A 20815-nucleotide genomic window follows, 5' to 3' on the forward strand; every position below is an offset into this window, starting at 1 on the left:
GCTAAGCGCTGATGGGCAGCTCGAATTCAAACGGTGCCTGCAGGGGCGGCAGGCCGAAGGCGGCGCGCGCGGCATCGCAATCGACGTTCTGCACGCCCTGGCTCCAGGACGATTCGAACTCGCGGCATACACTGGAGCGCTGCTCATAGATCGTGCAGCGCGTCCCTTCGCCCACCGTGCCTTCAAGGCTGCAGCAGCGCGCAGGTTTGCGGTCGGTGCCGATCATCGCCACGCGAGTGGGATTGATCTGTTCCACCAGATCATCGGGCACCGTACCACCCGACGAGGCGCACTCGCCCCAGAAGAACGACACGCGAAAATAGGAACAGCAGGCACCGCAACTCAGACACGGACTGGCTTCGGACATGGGCGTCATCGATAAGAAAAGTGGGATAGGGGCACTGCAGGAAGGCTCGCCATTCTATCCACGCCAACGCCATTGGGAAGAGGGGGGCACACATATATTTTGTGTAGGCGAAGTCCCGCAGTGCCGGGTGAAATTACGTCCTATCAGCTTTACGAATCATTACAGACAACCACCGCCGGCGTGACTATGTTGCAGTTACCTGAGCGGGATGCATCGGGCATCGCAGCTCTCATAACAATAAAAGAGACGGACCCATGCAGAACTCGACCCAAGCGGCGAATGCCTGGCGCATTCTGTTCCTGCTGTTCCTCGCCAACCTGTTCAATTTCTTCGATCGCACCATTCCGGCAATCATCATCGAACCCATCCGCATGGAATGGCACCTGAGTGACTTTCAGCTCGGCATCATCGGCACCGCCTTTACCATCGTCTATGCCATCGCCGGCCTGCCCCTTGGGCGTCTGGCCGACACCGGCTCGCGCAGCAAGTTGATGGGCTGGGGGCTGTTTGCCTGGAGCGGGCTCACGGCGATCAACGGCCTGGTAGGCAGTTTCTGGAGTTTTCTGCTGGTGCGCATGGGGATCGGCATCGGTGAAGCGAGCTACGCGCCGGCGGCCAACTCGCTGATCGGCGACTTGTTCCCGGCGCACCGCCGCGCCCGCGCCATGGGGATTTTCATGCTCGGGCTACCGTTGGGCCTGCTATTGGCGTTCTTTACCATCGGGGCGATGGTCAAGGCGTTCGACAGCTGGCGCGCGCCGTTCTTTATCGCCGCGGTGCCGGGGCTGATCCTGGCGGTGTTCATGTTCTATATCAAAGAACCCAAGCGTGGCGCGGCGGAGGCGGTGCAGGTGTCCCAGGCGCGCGTCGACCGCCCGATCCGCCGCGTGCTGGCGGTGCCGACGTTCCTATGGCTGGTGCTGGCCGGGTTGTGCTTCAACTTCGCCACCTATGCCTGCAACTCGTTCCTGGTGCCGATGCTGCAGCGCTATTTCCTGTTGCCGTTGCAGGACGCGGCGGTGGCCACCGGTTTCATCGTCGGTGTCACAGGCCTGATCGGCCTGACACTGGGCGGCTGGATCGCCGACAAGATCCATCAGCGGATCGCCAATGGCCGGCTGCTATTTGCCGCGTGCAGCCTGATTATTTCCACCGTCACCACCGCTTGGGCCCTGCATGCCGGGCGCATCGAGATCGGCGTGTTTGTCGCGCTGTTCAGTGTCGGCTGGCTGTTTGCGTACAACTTCTACACCTGCGTCTACACCGCGATTCAGGACGTAGTGGAACCGCGCCTGCGGGCTACGGCGATGGCGCTGTTTTTTGCCGGGTTGTACCTGCTGGGCGGCGGCATGGGGCCGATTGTGGTGGGCGGTTTGTCCGACCACTTTGCCCATTCGGCGATGTACGCCGACGGTGCGCAACAGATGACGGAAGCCTACAAAGCCGTGGGCCTGCACGACGCCATGTACCTGATCCCGGTGGCGCTGTTCTTGACGATGCTGTTTCTGTTCCAGGCCTCGCGCAGCTTTGTGCGGGATGCCAAGCGCATGAAGGAGGGGTTGAGTGCGGTTGAGGTGCCGGCTGTTGCCGCGACCGCTTGAGACTGGGGTGAAGCCATCGGGGGCAAGCCCCCTCCCACATTGATCAGTGATCGACATGACAACTCGGTCAACTGTGGGAGGGGGCTTGCCCCCGATAAGGTCAGCAGGGCAGGAGGGTCATCAACCCGCCACCAGCACCCGAATCGCCTCCAGGCGCAGCGCAGCCTTGTCGAGCATGGCCAGGCCCTGTTCGCGTTGCTGGCGCAAGGCAATCAGTTCACTGTCGCGCACGGTCGGGTTGACCGCCTGCAGTGCCGTCAGGCGAGCCAGTTCTTCATCGGTGTCCGCCGCCAGGCGCCGTTTGGCTTCGGCCACGCGTTCGGCATGGCGAGGGCTGATCTTTTCTTCGCCGGCATTGATGCGCGGCGTGAGTTGATCGCGCTGGGCCTGGACGAACTTGTTGGCGCTGGCCCGTGGCACGCTTTCCAACTGATCATTCAGGGTTTCGAACGACACGCGGCCGGACAGGTCGTTGCCGTTGGCGTCCAGCAGGCAGCGCAGGGCGGCCGGTGGCAGGTAGCGGCCCAATTGCAGCGAGCGCGGCGCCACCACTTCACTGACGTACAGCAGTTCAAGCAGCACGGTGCCCGGCTTGAGCGCCTTGTTCTTGATCAGCGCCACGGCGGTATTGCCCATGGAGCCGGACAGCACCAGGTCCATGCCGCCCTGCACCATCGGGTGTTCCCAGGTGATGAACTGCATGTCTTCACGCGACAGCGCCTGGTCACGATCGTAGGTAATGGTCACGCCTTCGTCGTCGCCCAGGGGGAAGCTGGCGTCGAGCATTTTTTCGCTGGGCTTGAGGATCAGGGCGTTTTCCGAATGGTCTTCGCTGTCGATGCCGAACGCATCGAACAGGGTTTCCATGTAGATCGGCAGCGCGAACTGATCGTCCTGCTCCAAAATGGCCTCCACCAGCGCATCGCCTTCGCCTGCGCCGCCGGAGTTGAGCTCCAGCAGACGGTCGCGACCTGTGTGCAGTTCCTCTTCCAGGCGTTCGCGTTCGGCACGCGCTTCGTCGATCAGCGCTTGCCACTCGCCATCGTCGGCGTTTTCCAGCAGCGGCAGCAGGCGCGGGCCGAACTGATGCTGCAAGGCGTTACCGGTCGGGCAGGTGTTGAGAAAAGCGTTCAGCGCTTCGTGGTACCACTGGAACAGGCGCTCCTGCGGGCTGGTTTCCAGGTAGGGCACATGCAGTTCGATTACATGTTTCTGGCCGATCCGGTCCAGGCGGCCGATCCGCTGTTCCAGCAAGTCCGGGTGGGACGGCAGGTCGAACAACACCAGGTGGTGGGAGAACTGGAAGTTGCGGCCTTCACTGCCGATTTCCGAGCAGATCAACACTTGGGCGCCGAATTCTTCGTCGGCGAAGTAGGCGGCGGCGCGGTCGCGCTCAAGGATATTCATACCCTCGTGGAACACCGTGGCTGGAATGCCGGAGCGCACGCGCAGTGCATCTTCCAGGTCCATGGCGGTTTCGGCGTGGGCGCAGATCACCAGGACCTTGGTGCGCTTGAGCATTTTGAGCTGATCGATCAGCCACTCCACGCGTGGGTCGAAACGCCACCAGCGATGTTCTTCTTCGATGTCCGGCTGCGACTGGAAGCTGACTTCCGGGTACAACTCGGCGTGCTCGCCCAGCGGCAATTCGAGGTATTCGTCCGGGTTCGGCAGCGGGTAAGCGTGCAGCTTGCGCTCCGGGAACCCTTGCACCGCGGCGCGGGTGTTGCGAAACAGCACGCGGCCTGTGCCGTGACGGTCGAGCAGCTCGCGCACCAGGCGTGCACTGGCTTCGGTGTCGCCATCGTTGACGGCGGTGAGCAGCGCTTCACCTTCGTTGCCGAGAAAACCCTGGATGGTCTTGTGCGCGGCAGGCGACAGGCGACCTTTGTCCAGCAGCTCCTGCACGGCTTCGGCGACGGGGCGATAGTTCTCGCTCTCGGCGCGGAAGGCCTGCAGATCGTGGAAGCGGTTCGGGTCAAGCAGGCGCAGACGCGCGAAGTGGCTGTCCTGGCCCAATTGCTCCGGGGTGGCGGTGAGCAGCAATACGCCCGGAATCACTTCGGCCAGTTGCTCGACCAGCGCGTATTCCGGGCTGGCCTTGTCTTCATGCCAGACCAGGTGGTGAGCCTCGTCGACCACCAGCAGGTCCCAGCCGGCGGCGAACAGCGCGTCCTGAGCTTTCTCGTCGTCCACCAGCCATTCCAGCGCAACCAGGGCCAGTTGAGTGTCTTCGAACGGGTTGGTGGCATCGCTTTCGATAAAGCGTTCTTCGTCGAACAGCGCCACCTGCAGGTTGAAGCGGCGGCGCATTTCCACCAGCCACTGGTGCTGCAGGTTTTCCGGGACCAGGATCAATACGCGGTTGGCGCGGCCCGACAGCAGTTGGCGATGGATCACCAGGCCGGCTTCGATGGTCTTGCCCAGGCCCACTTCGTCGGCCAGCAATACGCGCGGTGCGATACGGTCAGCGACTTCACGGGCGATGTGCAGTTGGTGCGCAATGGGTTGCGCACGCACGCCACCCAGGCCCCACAGCGAGGATTGGAGTTGACGGCTGGTGTGTTCCAGGGTGTGGTAACGCAGCGAGAACCAGGCCAATGGGTCGATCTGCCCGGCGAACAGACGGTCGCTGGCCAAACGGAACTGGATGAAATTGGAGAGTTGGGTTTCCGGCAGGGTGACCTGCTCGTTCTGCCCATTGAGGCCGTGGTACACCAGCAGGCCGTCGACGTCGTCGACTTCCTGCACGGTCATTTTCCAGCCTTCGAAATGGGTGATGGAGTCGCCCGGCGAGAACCGCACGCGGGTGAGGGGCGCATTCCGTAGCGCATACTGGCGGGTGTCGCCAGTGGCCGGATAGAGCACGGTCAACAAGCGGCCGTCCTGTGCCAGAACGGTGCCTAACCCCAGCTCTGCTTCGCTGTCACTAATCCAGCGTTGCCCCGGTTGATACTGCTGCGCCATGCTGCCTGACTCCCGCCGTGAAAAAGCCGACTATCTTAACGGAACAAGGTCCACCGCCCAAGGACTCTGACAAAAACTACGCCGTTCGCGGGCAGCGATGCGTGTCGAGTCGACGGGTGGCGGGCACTTGCGAGTGTCGACTGGGTCACAGGTTCCAACCTTGGTGCTCAAGTCGCTCTGCGCCGCGCCGACAGCCTGAGATCAGGAGAGAAAAACTTATGCTGCCACCCATGCTGCCCGTCAGCGTCGTGCCGGTCACGTCACAACTTGACCCGGTGCGCCAGAAGCCGGATATCCCGCCCGTGGTGCCCGTGCAACAGGGCTCCAACGAAAGTACGATCGATCTGAAAAAGGGCGACGCCGAGCAATCCACCTTTCTGCTGCGCGAGGAACAGCGTCGCCAGCAGGAACAGCAGAAGCGTCGGCGGGAGGCGGATGAAGACCCGGAGCAGCACCTGGCCATTCCTGGCGATGTGCTCAACGCCGATAACACCGTGCCGGTCGTGCCGCTGATTGAAGATGCGCCGCGCCAGGGATTGTGGGTAGACGTCGAAGTCTAGCCACGCAGTGCGCGCAGGGCGTTCAGCAAGACCTCGATATCGCCCTCGTCGTTAAGCGGGCTGACGGAGATGCGCGCGATGCCGGGCAGGCTCCTTGCCTGCATGTCCAGCGGGGTATAGGCCACGTTATTGGCGCCGATATTGATGCGTTGCAAGGCCAGTTGCCGTTTGAGTTCGAACCCGTCCCAGCCTTCCAGGTTGAAGGCGATCAAGCCCGATCGATGCTCGCCCAGGTCATGCAGCGAGATGCCCTCGATCTCACCCAATGCCTGGCGAATTCTCGCACTTGTCTGCGCAACCCTTTCCCATACTCGCTCGATCCCAAGCTGATTGATCTCGTGCAATGCATTGCCCAATCCGGCCAATAGGGCGTAGGACACTTCGCTGGTTTCAAAACGCCGGGCGTCATTGCGCAGGTCGAAACCATGCGCGCTCCACGGTGCGGAAAACACATCGCGCTGGGCCGGGTCGAGGCGCGGCAGAAACGCCGGCCGCACATACAGCAGTGCCGTTGCGCGTGGCCCGCGCAGGTGCTTGCGCCCGGCGCACTTGAGTACATCGCAGTGCAGCGCCTGCACATCCACCGGGATCTGGCCGACGGCTTGGCCGGCATCGATAAAGTAGGCAATGCCATGGCGCCTGGCCACTTCGCCGATGGCCTGGGCCGGGTTGATCAGGCCACCGTTGGCGGGCAGCCAGGTCAGGTCGATAAGCTTGACCCGCGCGTCGATCATCGCCGTCAGCGCCAGCGGGCATACGGCGCCGCTGGCATCGCAGGGGATCACTTCCACACGGGCGCCCGCTTTTACGGCCACTTGCATGCTCGCCAGGTTGCCGCCCCATTCATGGCGCCCGACCAGGATCCGGTCCCCCGGCTGCCAGGGACCAAGGGCCTGGAATGCCAGGTTCCAGGCGCTCGAACCGCTGCCGGCGAAGGCGATGGAGGAGGGCGGGGCGTTGAGCAACCGCGCGGCGGCGCGCCTGGCATTGTCCGCCAGTACGGCGCCGTGCTCGCCGGCTTCCATTGGCCCGTCGCGCGCCTCGCGCTGCAGTTGCTCGATGATGGCATCGACGGTCGCCTGGCTCGGCAGGGAGGCGCCGGCATGATTGAAATGCACCAACCCCGACTGGCAGCCCGGCGTGGCCGCGCGCAATTGCCGAACCTCCAGCGGGCTCACGGCTGCACCTCGAACACCGCATCAACCTCCACCGCCACGCCGGCGGGCAGGCTGGCCACGCCTATCGCAGTGCGGACATGCCGGCCTTTTTCGCCCAGGACGTTGACCAATAGGTTCGATGCGCCGTTGGCCACCATGCCCTGGCGTTGAAAATCGCTGCTGGCGGCAATGAACACGCCCAGGCGCAGCGTTCGTACCAGGCGCGACAGGTCATCGCCCAGGGCATCGCTCAATTGCGCGAGCAATCCCAGGGCCGCCAGTTCCGCGGCCCGAACGCCTTCTTCATCGCCGAGGGTCTCGCCCAATCGGCCCACATAAGCAGGCTTGCCGTCCACCAGCGGGATTTGCCCGGAGATAAACAGTTGATGGTGGCTGGCGACATGGTTGATGTAATTGGCAATCGGCTGGCTGGGGGAGGGCAGCGTCAGGCCCAGAGCATTTACGCGGGCGCGGAGGGAGTCCATGGTCAAACCTCTTAAGAGTGGGAGGCGTGAGCATGTTGGCCTTGAGCGGCGGCGACAAACGGATAGATCTCACCCGACGTATCGAAATAACTCACGCGTCAGTGCAGGCGTCCTTCAGCCACTCAACGAAGCATTCGGCCGCTGGGCTGATACCGCCTGGCGGGGCGATCAGCCAGTAACCGATATCGCTGTGATAAGGCGGCCAATCGAAGGCTGGCACCAGGCTGCCATCCTGCAAACGCCTTTCGATCAAACGATGCCGGCCCATGGCAATGCCCTGGCCGGCCACGGCTGCTTCGACGACGATGTTGTAGTCGTGCAGCAGCACGCGGGGGTGGTGCTCCAGATCGACCTGGTAATGCGCGGACCAATCGCTCCACTCGAACGGCCGGTGCGAAGTGGCCATCAGCAACGGCCCCTTGTGCAATGGGCCGGCCTTGAACGCAGGGCTGCACACCGGGGAAATCACCTCCGGCATCAATCGTGTGGCATGTACATCGGGCCAGTCGCCTTTGCCATAGCGGATCGCCAGATCGACTTCGGCGGCGGCGACATTGGCCAGTTGAATGGCCGGCAGCAACTCAACCTGAATAGACGGGTAGCGGTTGAGAAATCCGGCCAGGCGCGGGGCCAGCCACAGTGTGGCGAACGAGGCCAGCAGACCGATGCGCAAGACCGTCGTACTGGGCGCCGCCCGTTGCGCACGGGTGGCGACGGCGATCGCGTCGAGGGCCGGGCGAATGTCGTCGTAATACTGTCGGCCATCGGCGGTCAGATCAATCGCACGTGTGCGCCGGACAAACAGTGATTTACCCAGATGCTGCTCCAGTTTCTGCACTTGATGGCTCAACGCGCTCTGGGTCACCGACAATTCAGACGCTGCCTTGATAAAGCTCAAATGTCGTGCCACGGCTTCGAAAGCGCGCAGGGCCAGCAGCGGTGGAAGGTCTTTGTGCAGTGCCACCTGGGGACGCCTCAAAAGGTTGGACAGACGCGTCGATTTTGGTCGATGGCCTGCCTTTTGTCGCCCGCTGATTTGCCGTCGGGCGGGCGAGGCCGCATTATTGAGGCCTTCCCGCCACCACGTAAGCCAAGCCATGAGTGATGAACCCAAGCTGATCGACCTGAATGCCGAACGTGCCAAGCGCGTGCATGACCTGAACGACAAGCGTCTGAACGAAGTGCGCCAGGCGTTTGAACAGGCCATGCCGCTTGGGAAAACCAAGAAAAAACCGAAAAACAAACCCAAAAAGCGTTGAAATGCCCTGCATCTATTGATGCAGGTCAGTTATTGCCCTTCTTTACGCCCCGTTGCGGGCGACATTGATCCTCGTCAATTTTCCCCTGCACCATCTCCGTTAACTTAGCCCCATCGCAACAGGGCAAGCACGGGAGGGCGGTCATGTTCATCGATAATGTGGTGTTTGCCGGAGTGCTGACCGTCAGCCTCATGGTGATGTTCTTTGTAGGGTTTGGATTTTTTATCTGGAAAGACGCGAATAAGCGTAAAAAACCATAGGTCTTTCTGGATTACATGAGCACGCAAGGCATTTTGGGCGACTTCGGTCGCCCTTTTTTTTACCTGCGATTTGAGCTCTTCGCTAATGCCCAGTCATAAAAAAAGGTGCGGTCCTCTTGCGAGGCCGCACCTTCTTTTTTCAGCGTAGGGCGATCAGCTGCCCAGCGCCTTGGACGCCAGCCAGAACAACCCGGCCGACAGCGCAACGGTCGCCGGCAGGGTCAGCACCCAGGCCATCAGGATGGTCTTGACCGTGCCGCCTTGCAGGCCGCTTTTGTTGGCAACCATGGTGCCGGCGACACCCGACGACAGCACGTGGGTGGTCGATACCGGCAGGCTGAAGATGTTGGCCAGGCCAATCATGCTCGCCGTGGTGATCTGCGCCGACATGCCTTGTGCGTAGGTCATGCCCTGTTTGCCGATCTTCTCGCCGATGGTCAGCACTACGCGCTTCCAGCCCACCATGGTGCCCAGGCCCAAGGCCAATGCGACGGCCAGGATTACCCAGAACGGTGCGTATTCGGTCGTGGCGGTCAGGTCTTTGCGCAGCTTGTCGAGGTCCGACTTCTCGCGCGCATCCAGGCCTGGCAGCTTGCCGACTTTCTTCGCGGTATCGTCCAGGCAGAGCAGGTAGCGACGCACTTCGATGCGGTGATCGGCGCTCAGCGAGTGGTAGTCGGATACACCTTTCAAGGTGTTGACCAGCGCATTGATCGTCGGCTCGGTCTGCTGCGGGTTGCACTGGAACTTGCCCGGCAGGTCATCTTTCACGCTTTTGCCCAGGGCCAGGAACTCGCCGAGGGTTGCGTTATTGCGCTCATAGAACTGACTCAAATGCACAGTGGCGTCGCGGGTGCGTTCGATCTGGTAAGTGGTGCTGCCCAGGTCGAGAACGAATTGCGCCGGCACGATACCGATCAGCACCAGCATGATCAGGCCGATACCTTTCTGACCGTCGTTTGAACCGTGCACGAAGCTCACGGCCATGGCCGAGATCACCAGCACCAGACGGTTCCAGAACGGCGGGTGCTTTTTGTCGTCGAGCTTGCGGCGCTGGTCCGGAGTCTTGTGCATCTTCGACAGCGGGCGCCACCACTTCAGGCCGATCAGCACCAGGGCTGCCACCAGGAAACCGGCCATCGGCGAGAACACCAGAGAGGCACCGATATCGACTGCCTTTTGCCAGTTCACACCGTCAGCCAGGGGGATATCGTTGATCAGTGCGTTGGCCAGGCCGACGCCGAGGATCGAGCCGATCAGAGTGTGGGAGCTGGACGCGGGGATACCGAAGTACCAGGTGCCCAGGTTCCAGGTGATCGCCGCCGCCAGCAATGAGAAGACCATGGCTAGACCATGACCGGTGTTCACATTGATCAACAGCTCCACCGGCAGCAGGTGCACGATGGCGTAGGCGACACCGACACCACCGAGCAACACGCCGAGGAAGTTGAACACCCCGGAGAAGAACACGGCCAGGTGCGGCGGCATGGCTTTGGTATAGATGACTGTGGCCACCGCGTTAGCGGTGTCATGAAAGCCATTGATGAACTCGAAGGCGAGGACAAAGGCCAGGGCGAGCAACAGGCTCACTAGAACCCACGCATCCAGTCCGCTGAATAAATCGATCATGAAGGTTTTCTGACCCGGTCGTAAGGGGGCGCGATTATGCCAGAAAACCTCAGTAATCGATGCACTAGCTGCTCATCGGTAACAATCTTCACTGGAAAAACACCGGGGAGCGCTGTGCATCCCAGGGTTTCCGGGGCTTTGACAAGTCATTGATTTATATAGCCGCGGCCCCTTTGCGAGGGCGATTGTCGCCAAAACGTCATCTCTGAAACATTTGTATGAAATTTTACCGAGGGCGCAGAGAGGCGGATTGGCTCGAGCTGGCTATGCGCCATCCTTTTGTGCTGCGCCTACGGCTCTTCGGTCTTGAGTTCCTCTTCAATCTTCTGGATTTCCTGGGCAAAGGCCTGGTCCAGCAGGCTGGCGCGCTTGCGCCATGGCTTACGCTCAGGTTCAGGCTGGGCGGCGTAGGTGGTGACTTCCCCGCCGTAAACGTCCTTGTAACGTTGTTCCTGGCGCTCTAGTTCCGCGCGCAGTTCATCTTTCGTCACATCGTTACCTAATTGAGTTGGGTGTAAGTAAGTTAAAGCGTTATGCCTGGATGGCGTCTCAAGGCGAACAGAGTTGACCCCTTGCAACGCCAACTTATGAAACACAGGTGCCTTTGCATGCGACGTGCGGGTCATTTCAGGCTGATAGTGCGCTTGCCCCGCACTCCTGTGCAGTGGCGGCAGGCGTGGTCGGCGAACCTGCAGACCGCGATCCGGGCGCAGGGTGCATTATAGCGGCGCATTTGTATAACACTATCGGCATAGAGTTAAAAAGCTTCAACTTTGTATGAGGCTTTTGTTACATCGGTGTGTGAGCATTTAATAAGTGCCTGCGCTTCACAATTGGTTAAACGCTGTTAATGCATTTGTACAACTTTCCCTTGGCACACTCACGGCTAAGCACTCTGCGGTGTGCTCGCGCTAAATTGCGATTATCGAATCATCGTCCGATAATCGCACAGTGATGTCGGCGCAATCTTGTATCCCGCAGCCGGCGCGGCTTGTAATACCTGGCAAACCTCCCCAGCGGCTGACAATAAGAGAAGGCATCGAGATGAACGATCAATTGCGCAATTCCTTCGCGTCCGTGGCGCCTCCGATCGTTGCCTCGCCGGCCAAGCGCATCCAGGCGTTCACCGGTGACCCCGACTTCATGACCTCCCTGGCTCGCGGCCTGGCGGTGGTGCAGGCGTTCCAGGAGCGCAAGCGCCACCTCACCATCGCCCAGATCAGCCACCGCACCGAAATCCCGCGTGCCGCCGTGCGCCGTTGTCTGCACACCCTGATCAAGCTCGGCTACGCCACCACCGACGGGCGTACCTATTCGTTATTGCCCAAGGTGCTGACCCTGGGCCATGCGTACCTGTCGTCCACGCCACTGGCGGTGTCGGCCCAACCTTATCTGGACCGCATGAGTGAGCAACTGCACGAGGCATGCAACATGGCTACCCTCGAAGGCGACGACATCCTCTACATTGCGCGTTCGGCGACCACCCAGCGGCTGATCTCGGTCGATCTGTCCGTCGGCGGGCGTTTGCCGGCCTATTGCACGTCCATGGGGCGCATCCTTTTGGCGGCGCTGGACGACGCTTCGCTGCAGGACTACCTCGATCATGCCGACCTGCAAACCAAGACCAGCCGCACCCTCACCACCCCCGAAGCGTTGTTCGAATGCCTGCAGCAGGTACGCCAGCAAGGCTGGTGCATCGTCGACCAGGAGCTCGAGCAAGGCCTGCGTTCCATCGCGGTGCCGGTCTATGACGCTTCCGGGCAGGTGCTCGCGGCGCTGAACGTCAGCACCCACGCCGGGCGTGTCAGCCGCAGCGAGCTGGAGCAGCGCTTCCTGCCGAGCATGCTCAGCGCCAGCCGCGAGCTGAGTGCGCAATTATTTGCGTAAGCTGTTCGGTGACCGCACAGATCCCGAGCTGATCAATTGACGCTGTTTCCCCCGGCTTATTAATGTGCGGCAGCGCTGTTCAAGCGCCACTTAATAAGAATGACGGCCCCAGGCCGTCCGCCCGCCATCGGTGTGGAATAAAAATAATGAATCAGCCTTCTGTCGGTACCACCCTGGACGTGCAGTCCTTTATTAATGCCCAGCCGCTGTCACGCTATCAGTGGCGCGTGGTTATCCTGTGTTTCCTGATTGTGTTCCTCGATGGCCTCGATACGGCAGCCATGGGCTTTATTGCACCGGCGTTGTCCCAGGACTGGGGCATTGACCGCGCCAGCCTCGGCCCGGTGATGAGCGCCGCGTTGATCGGCATGGTGTTCGGCGCCCTCGGCTCCGGCCCGCTGGCCGACCGCTTCGGGCGCAAAGTCGTGCTGGTAGGCGCGGTGCTGGTATTCGGTGCCTTCAGCCTGGCTTCGGCCTACAGCAGCAACGTCGATCAGTTGCTGGTGCTGCGTTTTCTCACCGGGCTGGGCCTGGGGGCGGGGATGCCCAACGCCACCACCTTGCTCTCCGAATACACTCCTGAACGCCACAAGTCGCTGCTGGTGACCAGCATGTTCTGCGGCTTCAACCTGGGCATGGCCGGCGGCGGGTTTATTTCGGCCAAGCTGATTCCGGCATTCGGCTGGCACAGTCTGCTGCTGATCGGCGGCATCCTGCCGTTGATCCTGGCCGTGGTATTGCTGGTGTGGTTGCCGGAATCGGCGCGTTATCTGGTGGTACGCAACCGTGGCGCCGACAAAGTGCGCCGGACCCTCTCGCCCATCGAACCCAACCTGGTCGCCCAGGCCACTCATTTCAGCGTGCCCGAACAAAAAACCGTGAAGGCCCGCAACGTGTTCGCGGTGATCTTCTCCGGTACCTACAGCGCCGGCACCTTGCTGCTGTGGCTGACGTACTTCATGGGCCTGGTAATCGTGTACCTGTTGACCAGTTGGCTGCCGACGCTGATGCGCGACAGCGGCGCAAGCATGGAGCAGGCCGCGTTTATCGGCGCGTTGTTCCAGTTCGGCGGCGTGTTGAGCGCGGTCGGCGTAGGTTGGGCGATGGATCGGTTCAATCCGCACAAGGTGATCGGCACGTTTTACCTGTTGGCCGGGGTATTTGCCTACGCGGTCGGGCAGAGCCTGGGCAATATCACGCTACTGGCCACCCTGGTGCTGGTCGCCGGCATGTGCGTCAACGGCGCGCAATCGGCGATGCCTTCCCTGGCGGCGCGGTTCTACCCGACCCAGGGCCGCGCCACAGGCGTGTCGTGGATGCTCGGCATCGGGCGTTTCGGCGCGATTCTCGGCGCCTGGATGGGCGCCACGCTGCTGGGCCTGGGCTGGAACTTCGAGCAAGTGCTCAGCGCCTTGGTGATTCCCGCCGCACTGGCCACCACTGCCGTGGTGATCAAAGGCATGGTCAGCCACGCCGACGCGACCTGATCGATAGCCTGCCAACAATCGGTTCGATAATCGAACGCTTAGTCGATTATCGGATTGTTTGGCCTATTTGCCCGGCTTAATCTGCAAGCACTTCGGCGCCCCCTCAGCGCCTTTTTCGATCAACACCGGGAGCCCGACCCCATGGCTGAAATCCTCGCGCTGCGTGATGCGGTAAAGCAATTCGTCAATGACGGCGATACCGTCGCATTGGAAGGCTTTACCCACCTCATACCTACGGCAGCGGGTCATGAAATCATCCGTCAAGGCAAGAAAGACCTGACGCTGGTCCGCATGACGCCCGACCTGATCTACGACCAGTTGATCGGTGCCGGTTGCGCCCGCAAGCTGATTTTTTCCTGGGGCGGCAACCCCGGCGTAGGTTCCTTGCATCGTCTGCGCGACGCGGTCGAGAAGCAGTGGCCGCAGCCGTTGGAAATCGAAGAACACAGCCACGCCGACCTGGCCAATGCCTACGTTGCCGGCGCCTCCGGCCTACCCTTTGCGGTGCTGCGTGCTTACGCCGGTTCCGACTTGCCCAAGGTCAATCCACTGATCAAGAGCGTGACGTGCCCGTTCACTGGCGAAGTGCTGGCGGCCGTGCCGTCGGTGCGCCCGGACGTCACGGTGATTCACGCGCAGAAGGCCGACCGCAAGGGCAACGTACTGCTCTGGGGCATTCTCGGTGTGCAGAAAGAAGCCGCGCTGGCCGCCAAGCGTTGCATCGTCACCGTGGAAGAAATCGTCGACGACCTGAATGCGCCGATGAACAGCTGCGTGCTGCCGACCTGGGCCCTGAGCGCGGTGTGCCATGTGCCCGGCGGCGCGCACCCGTCCTACGCCCATGGCTACAACGAGCGGGATAACCGCTTCTATCAGGCGTGGGACCCAATCGCTCGCGACCGTGGGACGTTTACTGCGTGGATCGACGACTACATCCGCGGCACTGCCGATTTCACTGCGTTCCAGGCCAAACTGGCCGCCGCCCAGGAGGCCAAGCAATGACTTATTCGACCCATGAAATGATGACCGTCGCCGCCGCGCGTCGCCTCCAGAACGGCTCGGTGTGTTTCGTCGGTATCGGCCTGCCTTCCAAAGCCGCCAACCTGGCGCGCCTGACCTCGTCGCCGGATGTGGTGTTGATTTACGAGTCCGGTCCGATCGGCGCCAAGCCGTCCGTGCTGCCGCTGTCCATCGGTGATGGCGAGTTGGCGCAAACCGCTGACACCGTGGTGCCCACGGCCGAGATTTTTCGCTACTGGCTGCAGGGCGGGCGCATTGACGTCGGGTTTCTCGGCGCGGCCCAGGTAGACCGCTTCGGCAATATCAACACCACTGTGGTCGGCGATTACCACCAACCCAAAGTGCGCCTGCCGGGGGCCGGGGGCGCGCCGGAGATCGCCGGTTCGGCCAAGAGCGTGTTGATTATCCTCAAACAATCGGCGCGCTCGTTCGTCGACAAACTGGACTTCATCACCTCGGTCGGCCACGGCGAAGGTGGCGACTCGCGCAAACGCCTGGGTCTGCCGGGTGCAGGTCCCGTAGGGATTATTACCGACCTGTGCATCATGGAGCCGGAGGAGGGCACCCATGAGTTTGTGGTCACCACGCTGCATCCCGGCGTGACCCGCGAACAGGTGGTGGCCGCCACCGGCTGGGCGATTCGCTTCGCCGAGCAGGTCGGCACTACCCCCGAACCCACCGTCGTCGAGCTGACCGCGTTGCGCGATCTTGAAGCCCGCACCGCCGCCGCCCACGGCCAAACCCCGGGAGAAGCCTGATGCGCGAGGTATTTATCTGCGACGCCGTTCGCACCCCCATTGGCCGCTTTGGCGGTGGTTTGTCCAGCGTGCGTGCCGATGACCTGGCGGCGCTGCCGATCAAGGCGTTGATGGCGCGCAACCCGTCGGTGCAATGGGACGCGGTCGATGAGGTATTCCTCGGCTGCGCCAACCAGGCCGGCGAAGACAACCGCAATGTCGCGCGCATGGCGCTGCTGCTGGCCGGCCTGCCGCAGAGCGTGCCCGGTGTGACCCTCAACCGTTTGTGCGCCTCGGGCATGGAAGCCATCGGCACCGCGTTTCGTGCCATCGCCAGCGGCGAAATGGAGCTGGCGATTGCCGGTGGCGTCGAGTCAATGTCCCGTGCGCCTTTCGTGATGGGCAAAGCCGATGCCGCGTTTTCGCGCAACATGACGCTGGAAGACACCACTATCGGCTGGCGTTTTATCAACCCGTTGATGAAAGCCCAGTATGGCGTGGATGCGATGCCGCAGACCGCCGACAACGTGGCCGACGACTACAACGTCTCCCGTGCCGACCAGGACGCGTTCGCCCTGCGCAGCCAGCAACGTGCGGCTGCCGCGCAAGCCGCCGGCTACTTTGCCGAGGAAATCGTACCGGTGCGGGTCGCCCATAAAAAAGGCAACACCGTGGTGGAGCGCGATGAGCATCCACGGGACACCACCCTGGAAGCCCTGACCACGCTCAAACCCGTCAACGGCCCGGGCAAGACCGTCACCGCCGGCAATGCCTCGGGAGTCAACGACGGCGCGGCGGCGCTGATCCTGGCGTCCGCCGAGGCCGTGCGACAACACGGTTTGACCGCCCGTGCACGCGTATTGGGCATGGCCAGTGCCGGTGTGGCGCCGCGCGTGATGGGTATTGGCCCGGTGCCGGCGGTGCGCAAATTGTTGGCGCGTCTGGACCTGGCGGTCAGCGACTTCGACGTGATCGAACTCAACGAAGCCTTCGCCAGCCAAGGCCTGGCCGTGCTGCGTGAACTGGGCCTGGCCGACGATGCGCCGCAGGTCAACCCGAACGGCGGCGCCATCGCCCTTGGTCATCCGTTGGGCATGAGCGGCGCGCGGCTGGTGTTGACGGCCCTGCATCAATTGGAAAAAACCGGCGGCCGCAAAGGCCTGGCAACCCTGTGCGTGGGCGTCGGCCAAGGCCTGGCCCTGGCGATCGAACGCGTCTAAGCCTAATAAGAGAGGATGGCTCCATGAGTGATAAGCCCGGTTACCGGCGCCCCCAGGCGGGCACCCAGCCTGACTACCTGCACCCGGCATACCAGTCGACGAACCTGCGTTCGCCGTCCAAGCCGTTGGTGTTTCTGCCTCATTCCTTGTCGGAAATCACCGGCCCGACCGTCGGTGCCGAGCGGATCGGCGAGCAGGACAACGACCTCACCGCCCAGCACGACGGTGAGCCCCAGGGCGAACGCATCATCATTCATGGCCGCGTGCTGGATGAAAATGGCTTGCCGGTACCGGGCATTCTGGTGGAGATCTGGCAGGCCAACGCCGCCGGGCGCTACCACCACCCGCGCGACCTGCACGACGCGCCGCTGGACCCCAACTTCACCGGCACCGGGCGCACGGTCACCGACGCCGAGGGCTGGTACCAGTTCCAGACCATCAAGCCCGGCGCCTATCCGTGGGGCAATCACCACAACGCGTGGCGCCCGGCGCATATCCACTTTTCGCTGTTCGGCCCCAGTGTGCTGACGCGGTTGGTGACGCAGATGTATTTCCCCGGCGACCCGCTGCTCGAATACGACCCGATCTACAACTGCGTGCCGGACACCCGTGCCAAGGAACGTCTGATCGCGCGTTTCGACCTGGAAAAAACCATCCCTGCCTATGCCCTCGGCTACCGCTGGGACATCGTCCTGCGCGGCCGCGACGCCACGCCGATGGAGAAATAAGATGACACTCAACGCGACCACATCCCACACCGTCGGGCCGTATTACCACATCGGCCTGACCTGGCTGAACCGCGAGGACCTGACCACCGCGGCCACCCTCGGCGAACGCGTGGCGATCAGCGGGCAGGTGTTGGATGGCAATGGCGAGGTGGTCAACGACGCCATGCTGGAAGTCTGGCAGGCCAATGCCGCCGGCAAGTACGCCCACCCCGAAGACGAGCAGGACAAAGCCCTCGACCCGAACTTCGACGGCTTCGGCCGCGTGCCGGTGGACGCCGAAGGGCGCTTCCGGTTTACCACCATCAAACCGGGCAGCGTGCCCGGACTGAAGGGCACCACCCAGGCGCCGCATCTGGTGGTGCTGGTGTTTGCCCGTGGGTTGGTGAAGCACCTGCTGACGCGGATTTACTTCGACGGTGAGGCGCTGAATGGGGATGACCCGTTGCTGGCCTGTGTGCCGGCAGAGCGACGGGGCACGTTGATTGCCACGCCGGGTGAGCACGGTGTGTATCAGTGGAATGTGATTTTGCAGGGGACCGATAAGGAAACGGTGTTCTTCGATTATTGAGTTGCTTGTTGGGGCCTCATCGGGGGCAAGCCCCCTCCCACAGTTGATAGGTGGTGCGATCAAAATGTGGGAGGGGGCTTGCCCCCGATGACGCCGGCCCAGGCACTGCCTGCCTTCCTGAAAGTCTGCTTGCGGAACATGGTTGTTGAGAAGTATGTCTAGGCTATAACCGTTCCCATTGAGTAAAAAAATCATGACCACAAAAACCAGTCATTACACCGGAGAAGAACGCAGCAAACGGATCTTTGCGATTGTGGGGGCGTCCTCCGGCAACCTGGTCGAATGGTTCGACTTCTACGTCTATGCCTTCTGCGCCATCTACTTTGCCCCGGCGTTTTTTCCGTCGGACAACCCCACCGTGCAATTGGTCAACACCGCCGGGGTATTCGCCGCCGGTTTCCTGATGCGTCCCATCGGTGGCTGGCTGTTTGGCCGCGTGGCGGACAAGCACGGGCGCAAGAACTCAATGATGATCTCGGTGCTGATGATGTGCGCCGGCTCGCTGGTCATCGCGTTCCTGCCGACTTACAACGACATTGGTGTGTGGGCGCCGATCCTGCTGCTGCTGGCGCGCCTGTTCCAAGGCCTGTCGGTGGGCGGCGAGTACGGCACCACCGCCACCTACATGAGCGAAGTGGCGCTCAAGGGCCAGCGCGGGTTTTTCGCTTCGTTCCAATACGTAACGCTGATCGGCGGCCAGTTGCTGGCGGTGCTGGTGGTGGTGATTCTCCAACAGTTCCTCACCGAAGAAGAGCTGCGCGCCTGGGGCTGGCGCATCCCGTTTGTGATCGGTGCCATCGCGGCGGTGATCTCGCTGCTGCTGCGTCGCACGCTCAAGGAAACCACCAGCAAGGAAATCCGCGAAGACAAAGACGCCGGCAGCATCGCCGCATTGTTTCGCGACCATAAGGCGGCGTTCATTACGGTGCTGGGGTACACCGCCGGCGGTTCGTTGATTTTTTATACCTTCACCACGTATATGCAGAAATACCTGGTGAACACCGTCGGCATGCACGCCAAGACGTCGAGCTACATCATGACCGGCGCGCTGTTCCTCTATATGTGCATGCAGCCGGTGTTCGGCATGCTGGCGGACAAGATCGGCCGGCGTAATTCGATGCTGTGGTTCGCGGGCCTCGGCACATTACTCACCGTTCCTATCCTGCTCACCCTCAAGACCGTCGCCAGCCCGTTCCTGGCGTTCGTGCTGATCACATTGGCATTGGCCATCGTCAGTTTCTACACCTCGATCAGCGGCCTGGTGAAAGCCGAAATGTTTCCGCCACAGGTGCGCGCCCTCGGTGTCGGCCTGGCGTATGCGGTGGCCAATGCGGTCTTTGGCGGTTCGGCGGAGTTCGTCGCGCTGGGCCTGAAATCCATGGGGATGGAAAACACGTTCTACTGGTACGTCACGGCGATGATGGCGGTGGCGTTCCTGTTCAGCCTGCGCCTGCCCCGGCAGGCGGCGTACTTGCACCACGATCTGTAATCGGAAGTAGGAAAGCCTTATGACATTGCGCACGAGCAACCAACTGTTCGACGCCTATTTCACCGCCGACAGCATGGCTGAGGTGTTCTGCGACCACGGCCGCTTGCAAGGCATGCTCGACTTTGAAGCCGGCCTGGCCCGGGCGCAGGCTCGCGTGGGGTTGATTCCGCCAGCGGCGGTGGCGCCGATTGCCCAGGCATGTCTGGCGTCGCTGTACGACGTTGACGCCCTCGGCGTAGCCATCGCCTCGGCGGGCAATTCGGCGATCCCGCTGGTCAAGGCCTTGGGCAAACTGATTGCCAGTGAAGACGCCAACGCCGAGCGCTATGTGCACCTGGGGGCCACCAGCCAGGACGTGATGGACACCGGCCTGGTGCTGCAACTGCGGCGCGCCCTGGTATTGATCGAAAGCGACCTGGCGCAATTGGGTGAAGTGCTGGCCGCGCAAGCCCAGCGCTATGCCGCCGTGCCGTTGGCCGGGCGCACCTGGTTGCAGCATGCGACGCCGGTGACCCTGGGTATGAAAATCGCCGGTTGGCTGGGTGCGGTGACCCGTTCCCGGCAACGTCTGGCCGAACTCAAACCGCGCCTGCTGGTGCTGCAATTGGGCGGCGCATCCGGCACCTTGGCCGCCCTGGGTGAACAGGCCATGCCGGTAGCCGAAGCCCTGGCCGCCGAATTGCGCCTGACGTTGCCCGAACAACCCTGGCACACCCAGCGCGATCGCCTGGTGGAGTTCGCCAGTGTGCTGGGCCTGATCGCCGGCAGCCTCGGCAAACTGGGCCGGGATATCAGCCTGCTGATGCAGACCGAGGCGGCGGAAGTGTTCGAGCCTGCGGCGCCGGGCAAGGGCGGTTCTTCCACCATGCCGCACAAACGCAACCCGGTCGGCGCCGCCGTACTGATCAGCGCCGCCACCCGCGTACCGGGCCTGGTGGCCACAATGCTCAGCGCCATGCCCCAGGAGCACGAGCGCAGCCTGGGCCTGTGGCATGCCGAGTGGGAAACCCTGCCGGATATTTGCCGGTTGGTCTCCGGCGCGTTGCAACAGGCGCTGCTGCTGGGCCGAGGCTTGGAGGTCGATCCGGCGCGCATGGCCCACAACCTTGATTTGACCCAGGGTCTGGTGCTGGCCGAGGCGGTGAGCATGGTCCTCGCCCAGCGCCTGGGCCGCGAAACCGCGCACGATTTGCTCGAGCGCTGCTGCCGGCGCGCGGTTGCCGAGGGACGCCATCTGCGCGCGGTATTGGCCGATGAGCCGCAGGTGAGCGCCGAACTGTCCGCCACCGAGTTGGATCGCCTGCTCGACCCGGCCCATTATCTGGGCCAGGCGCACACCTGGGTTACCCGCGCCGTGACCGACCATTTTGCATTGAGTGCCTGAGGAGACTGCT

Annotated in this window: 20 protein-coding genes; 13 read left to right on the top strand and 7 right to left on the bottom strand. The window is 62.3% G+C overall.

The window, feature by feature from the left end; all coding sequences use genetic code 11:
* Position 1: 1 nt before the first annotated feature.
* A complete protein-coding gene (locus PSH94_RS07055; protein ID WP_181081558.1) occupies positions 2-367 on the bottom strand; it encodes a YkgJ family cysteine cluster protein in 366 nt (121 codons plus the stop codon).
* 254 nt (positions 368-621) lie between these two features.
* Between PSH94_RS07055 and PSH94_RS07060 the strand changes: the two genes are divergently transcribed.
* A complete protein-coding gene (locus tag PSH94_RS07060) occupies positions 622-1968 on the top strand; it encodes an MFS transporter (protein ID WP_181081557.1) in 1347 nt (448 codons plus the stop codon).
* A 120-nt stretch (positions 1969-2088) separates the two neighbouring features.
* On the opposite strand, the gene rapA is transcribed toward PSH94_RS07060, so the two are convergent.
* The gene (gene rapA, locus PSH94_RS07065; RefSeq protein ID WP_181081556.1) at positions 2089-4935 is read right to left on the bottom strand and encodes an RNA polymerase-associated protein RapA; all 2847 of its coding nucleotides are present in this window, start codon (positions 4933-4935) and stop codon (positions 2089-2091) included.
* A 218-nt stretch (positions 4936-5153) separates the two neighbouring features.
* Between rapA and PSH94_RS07070 the strand changes: the two genes are divergently transcribed.
* Positions 5154-5495: a hypothetical protein gene (locus tag PSH94_RS07070; RefSeq protein ID WP_034137285.1), complete on the top strand. Its 342-nt coding sequence runs from the start codon at positions 5154-5156 to the stop codon at positions 5493-5495.
* On the opposite strand, the gene PSH94_RS07075 is transcribed toward PSH94_RS07070, so the two are convergent.
* The 3 genes from PSH94_RS07075 to PSH94_RS07085 form a co-directional block, all read right to left on the bottom strand.
* The gene (locus tag PSH94_RS07075; RefSeq protein WP_305436953.1) at positions 5492-6673 is read right to left on the bottom strand and encodes an aminotransferase class V-fold PLP-dependent enzyme; all 1182 of its coding nucleotides are present in this window, start codon (positions 6671-6673) and stop codon (positions 5492-5494) included. The two genes, PSH94_RS07070 and PSH94_RS07075, sit on opposite strands and share 4 nt — an antisense overlap.
* Positions 6670-7137, bottom strand: a complete 468-nt coding sequence (locus tag PSH94_RS07080; RefSeq protein ID WP_181081554.1) for a RidA family protein — start codon at positions 7135-7137, stop codon at positions 6670-6672. Before PSH94_RS07080 ends, PSH94_RS07075 begins: the two co-directional genes overlap by 4 nt.
* A 91-nt stretch (positions 7138-7228) precedes the next feature.
* Positions 7229-8101, bottom strand: a complete 873-nt coding sequence (locus PSH94_RS07085) for a LysR substrate-binding domain-containing protein (RefSeq protein WP_305436954.1) — start codon at positions 8099-8101, stop codon at positions 7229-7231.
* 133 nt (positions 8102-8234) lie between these two features.
* On the opposite strand from PSH94_RS07085, the gene PSH94_RS07090 reads away from it, so the two are divergent.
* Together PSH94_RS07090 and ccoM are read left to right on the top strand one after the other, a co-directional pair.
* The gene (locus PSH94_RS07090) at positions 8235-8396 is read left to right on the top strand and encodes a hypothetical protein (protein WP_181081552.1); all 162 of its coding nucleotides are present in this window, start codon (positions 8235-8237) and stop codon (positions 8394-8396) included.
* A gap of 143 nt (positions 8397-8539) precedes the next feature.
* The gene (gene ccoM, locus PSH94_RS07095; protein ID WP_277309687.1) at positions 8540-8656 is read left to right on the top strand and encodes a cytochrome c oxidase subunit CcoM; all 117 of its coding nucleotides are present in this window, start codon (positions 8540-8542) and stop codon (positions 8654-8656) included.
* A 153-nt stretch (positions 8657-8809) separates the two neighbouring features.
* Here ccoM and PSH94_RS07100 read toward each other — a convergent pair whose 3' ends face one another.
* Positions 8810-10285 (bottom strand): inorganic phosphate transporter, encoded by a 1476-nt coding sequence (locus PSH94_RS07100; RefSeq protein ID WP_181081551.1) that lies wholly within the window; start codon positions 10283-10285, stop codon positions 8810-8812.
* A gap of 290 nt (positions 10286-10575) precedes the next feature.
* Positions 10576-10776, bottom strand: coding sequence for a hypothetical protein (locus PSH94_RS07105; protein ID WP_054898413.1), 201 nt, complete (start codon positions 10774-10776; stop codon positions 10576-10578).
* A 553-nt stretch (positions 10777-11329) separates the two neighbouring features.
* On the opposite strand from PSH94_RS07105, the gene pcaR reads away from it, so the two are divergent.
* The 9 genes from pcaR to PSH94_RS07150 all read left to right on the top strand — a co-directional run bounded on the left by pcaR (position 11330) and on the right by PSH94_RS07150 (position 20805).
* Positions 11330-12172 carry a pca regulon transcriptional regulator PcaR gene (gene pcaR, locus PSH94_RS07110; RefSeq protein ID WP_025855315.1) on the top strand — a complete coding sequence of 281 codons (843 nt, stop codon included), beginning with the start codon at positions 11330-11332 and terminating at the stop codon, positions 12170-12172.
* Positions 12173-12318: 146 nt separating this feature from the next.
* The gene (locus tag PSH94_RS07115) at positions 12319-13659 is read left to right on the top strand and encodes an MFS transporter (protein ID WP_253511038.1); all 1341 of its coding nucleotides are present in this window, start codon (positions 12319-12321) and stop codon (positions 13657-13659) included.
* A gap of 141 nt (positions 13660-13800) precedes the next feature.
* Positions 13801-14661: a CoA transferase subunit A gene (locus tag PSH94_RS07120; protein ID WP_305436955.1), complete on the top strand. Its 861-nt coding sequence runs from the start codon at positions 13801-13803 to the stop codon at positions 14659-14661.
* On the top strand, positions 14658-15437 hold the full coding sequence (locus tag PSH94_RS07125) for a CoA-transferase subunit beta (RefSeq protein WP_181081548.1): 780 nt from the start codon (positions 14658-14660) through the stop codon (positions 15435-15437). Before PSH94_RS07120 ends, PSH94_RS07125 begins: the two co-directional genes overlap by 4 nt.
* A complete protein-coding gene (gene pcaF, locus PSH94_RS07130; protein WP_305437720.1) occupies positions 15434-16636 on the top strand; it encodes a 3-oxoadipyl-CoA thiolase in 1203 nt (400 codons plus the stop codon). The genes PSH94_RS07125 and pcaF overlap by 4 nt, the downstream gene beginning before the upstream one ends.
* A gap of 23 nt (positions 16637-16659) precedes the next feature.
* The gene (gene pcaH, locus PSH94_RS07135; RefSeq protein ID WP_181081547.1) at positions 16660-17364 is read left to right on the top strand and encodes a protocatechuate 3,4-dioxygenase subunit beta; all 705 of its coding nucleotides are present in this window, start codon (positions 16660-16662) and stop codon (positions 17362-17364) included.
* A gap of 1 nt (position 17365) precedes the next feature.
* A complete protein-coding gene (gene pcaG / locus PSH94_RS07140) occupies positions 17366-17932 on the top strand; it encodes a protocatechuate 3,4-dioxygenase subunit alpha (protein ID WP_253511048.1) in 567 nt (188 codons plus the stop codon).
* 193 nt (positions 17933-18125) lie between these two features.
* Complete coding sequence (locus tag PSH94_RS07145; protein WP_181081545.1) at positions 18126-19421, top strand: MFS family transporter; 1296 nt, start codon at positions 18126-18128, stop codon at positions 19419-19421.
* A gap of 19 nt (positions 19422-19440) precedes the next feature.
* Positions 19441-20805, top strand: a complete 1365-nt coding sequence (locus tag PSH94_RS07150; RefSeq protein WP_266248337.1) for a 3-carboxy-cis,cis-muconate cycloisomerase — start codon at positions 19441-19443, stop codon at positions 20803-20805.
* Positions 20806-20815: the final 10 nt, after the last annotated feature.

This window comes from Pseudomonas sp. FP2254, from assembly GCF_030687695.1.
In the GTDB taxonomy this organism is placed as follows: Bacteria; Pseudomonadota; Gammaproteobacteria; order Pseudomonadales; family Pseudomonadaceae; genus Aquipseudomonas; species Aquipseudomonas quebecensis.

Bases quoted from the DNA above. Each gene is read 5' to 3' on its own strand.
- ccoM (WP_277309687.1), top strand. From the start codon at position 8,540: ATGTTCATCGATAATGTGGTGTTTGCCGGAGTGCTGACCGTCAGCCTC.
- PSH94_RS07055 (WP_181081558.1), bottom strand. From the start codon at position 367: ATGTCCGAAGCCAGTCCGTGTCTGAGTTGCGGTGCCTGCTGTTCCTAT.
- pcaH (WP_181081547.1), top strand. From the start codon at position 16,660: ATGAGTGATAAGCCCGGTTACCGGCGCCCCCAGGCGGGCACCCAGCCT.
- PSH94_RS07145 (WP_181081545.1), top strand. From the start codon at position 18,126: ATGACCACAAAAACCAGTCATTACACCGGAGAAGAACGCAGCAAACGG.
- PSH94_RS07080 (WP_181081554.1), bottom strand. From the start codon at position 7,137: ATGGACTCCCTCCGCGCCCGCGTAAATGCTCTGGGCCTGACGCTGCCC.
- PSH94_RS07100 (WP_181081551.1), bottom strand. From the start codon at position 10,285: ATGATCGATTTATTCAGCGGACTGGATGCGTGGGTTCTAGTGAGCCTG.
- PSH94_RS07060 (WP_181081557.1), top strand. From the start codon at position 622: ATGCAGAACTCGACCCAAGCGGCGAATGCCTGGCGCATTCTGTTCCTG.
- PSH94_RS07070 (WP_034137285.1), top strand. From the start codon at position 5,154: ATGCTGCCACCCATGCTGCCCGTCAGCGTCGTGCCGGTCACGTCACAA.
- PSH94_RS07120 (WP_305436955.1), top strand. From the start codon at position 13,801: ATGGCTGAAATCCTCGCGCTGCGTGATGCGGTAAAGCAATTCGTCAAT.
- rapA (WP_181081556.1), bottom strand. From the start codon at position 4,935: ATGGCGCAGCAGTATCAACCGGGGCAACGCTGGATTAGTGACAGCGAA.
- PSH94_RS07125 (WP_181081548.1), top strand. From the start codon at position 14,658: ATGACTTATTCGACCCATGAAATGATGACCGTCGCCGCCGCGCGTCGC.
- PSH94_RS07090 (WP_181081552.1), top strand. From the start codon at position 8,235: ATGAGTGATGAACCCAAGCTGATCGACCTGAATGCCGAACGTGCCAAG.
- PSH94_RS07115 (WP_253511038.1), top strand. From the start codon at position 12,319: ATGAATCAGCCTTCTGTCGGTACCACCCTGGACGTGCAGTCCTTTATT.
- pcaR (WP_025855315.1), top strand. From the start codon at position 11,330: ATGAACGATCAATTGCGCAATTCCTTCGCGTCCGTGGCGCCTCCGATC.
- PSH94_RS07150 (WP_266248337.1), top strand. From the start codon at position 19,441: ATGACATTGCGCACGAGCAACCAACTGTTCGACGCCTATTTCACCGCC.
- pcaG (WP_253511048.1), top strand. From the start codon at position 17,366: ATGACACTCAACGCGACCACATCCCACACCGTCGGGCCGTATTACCAC.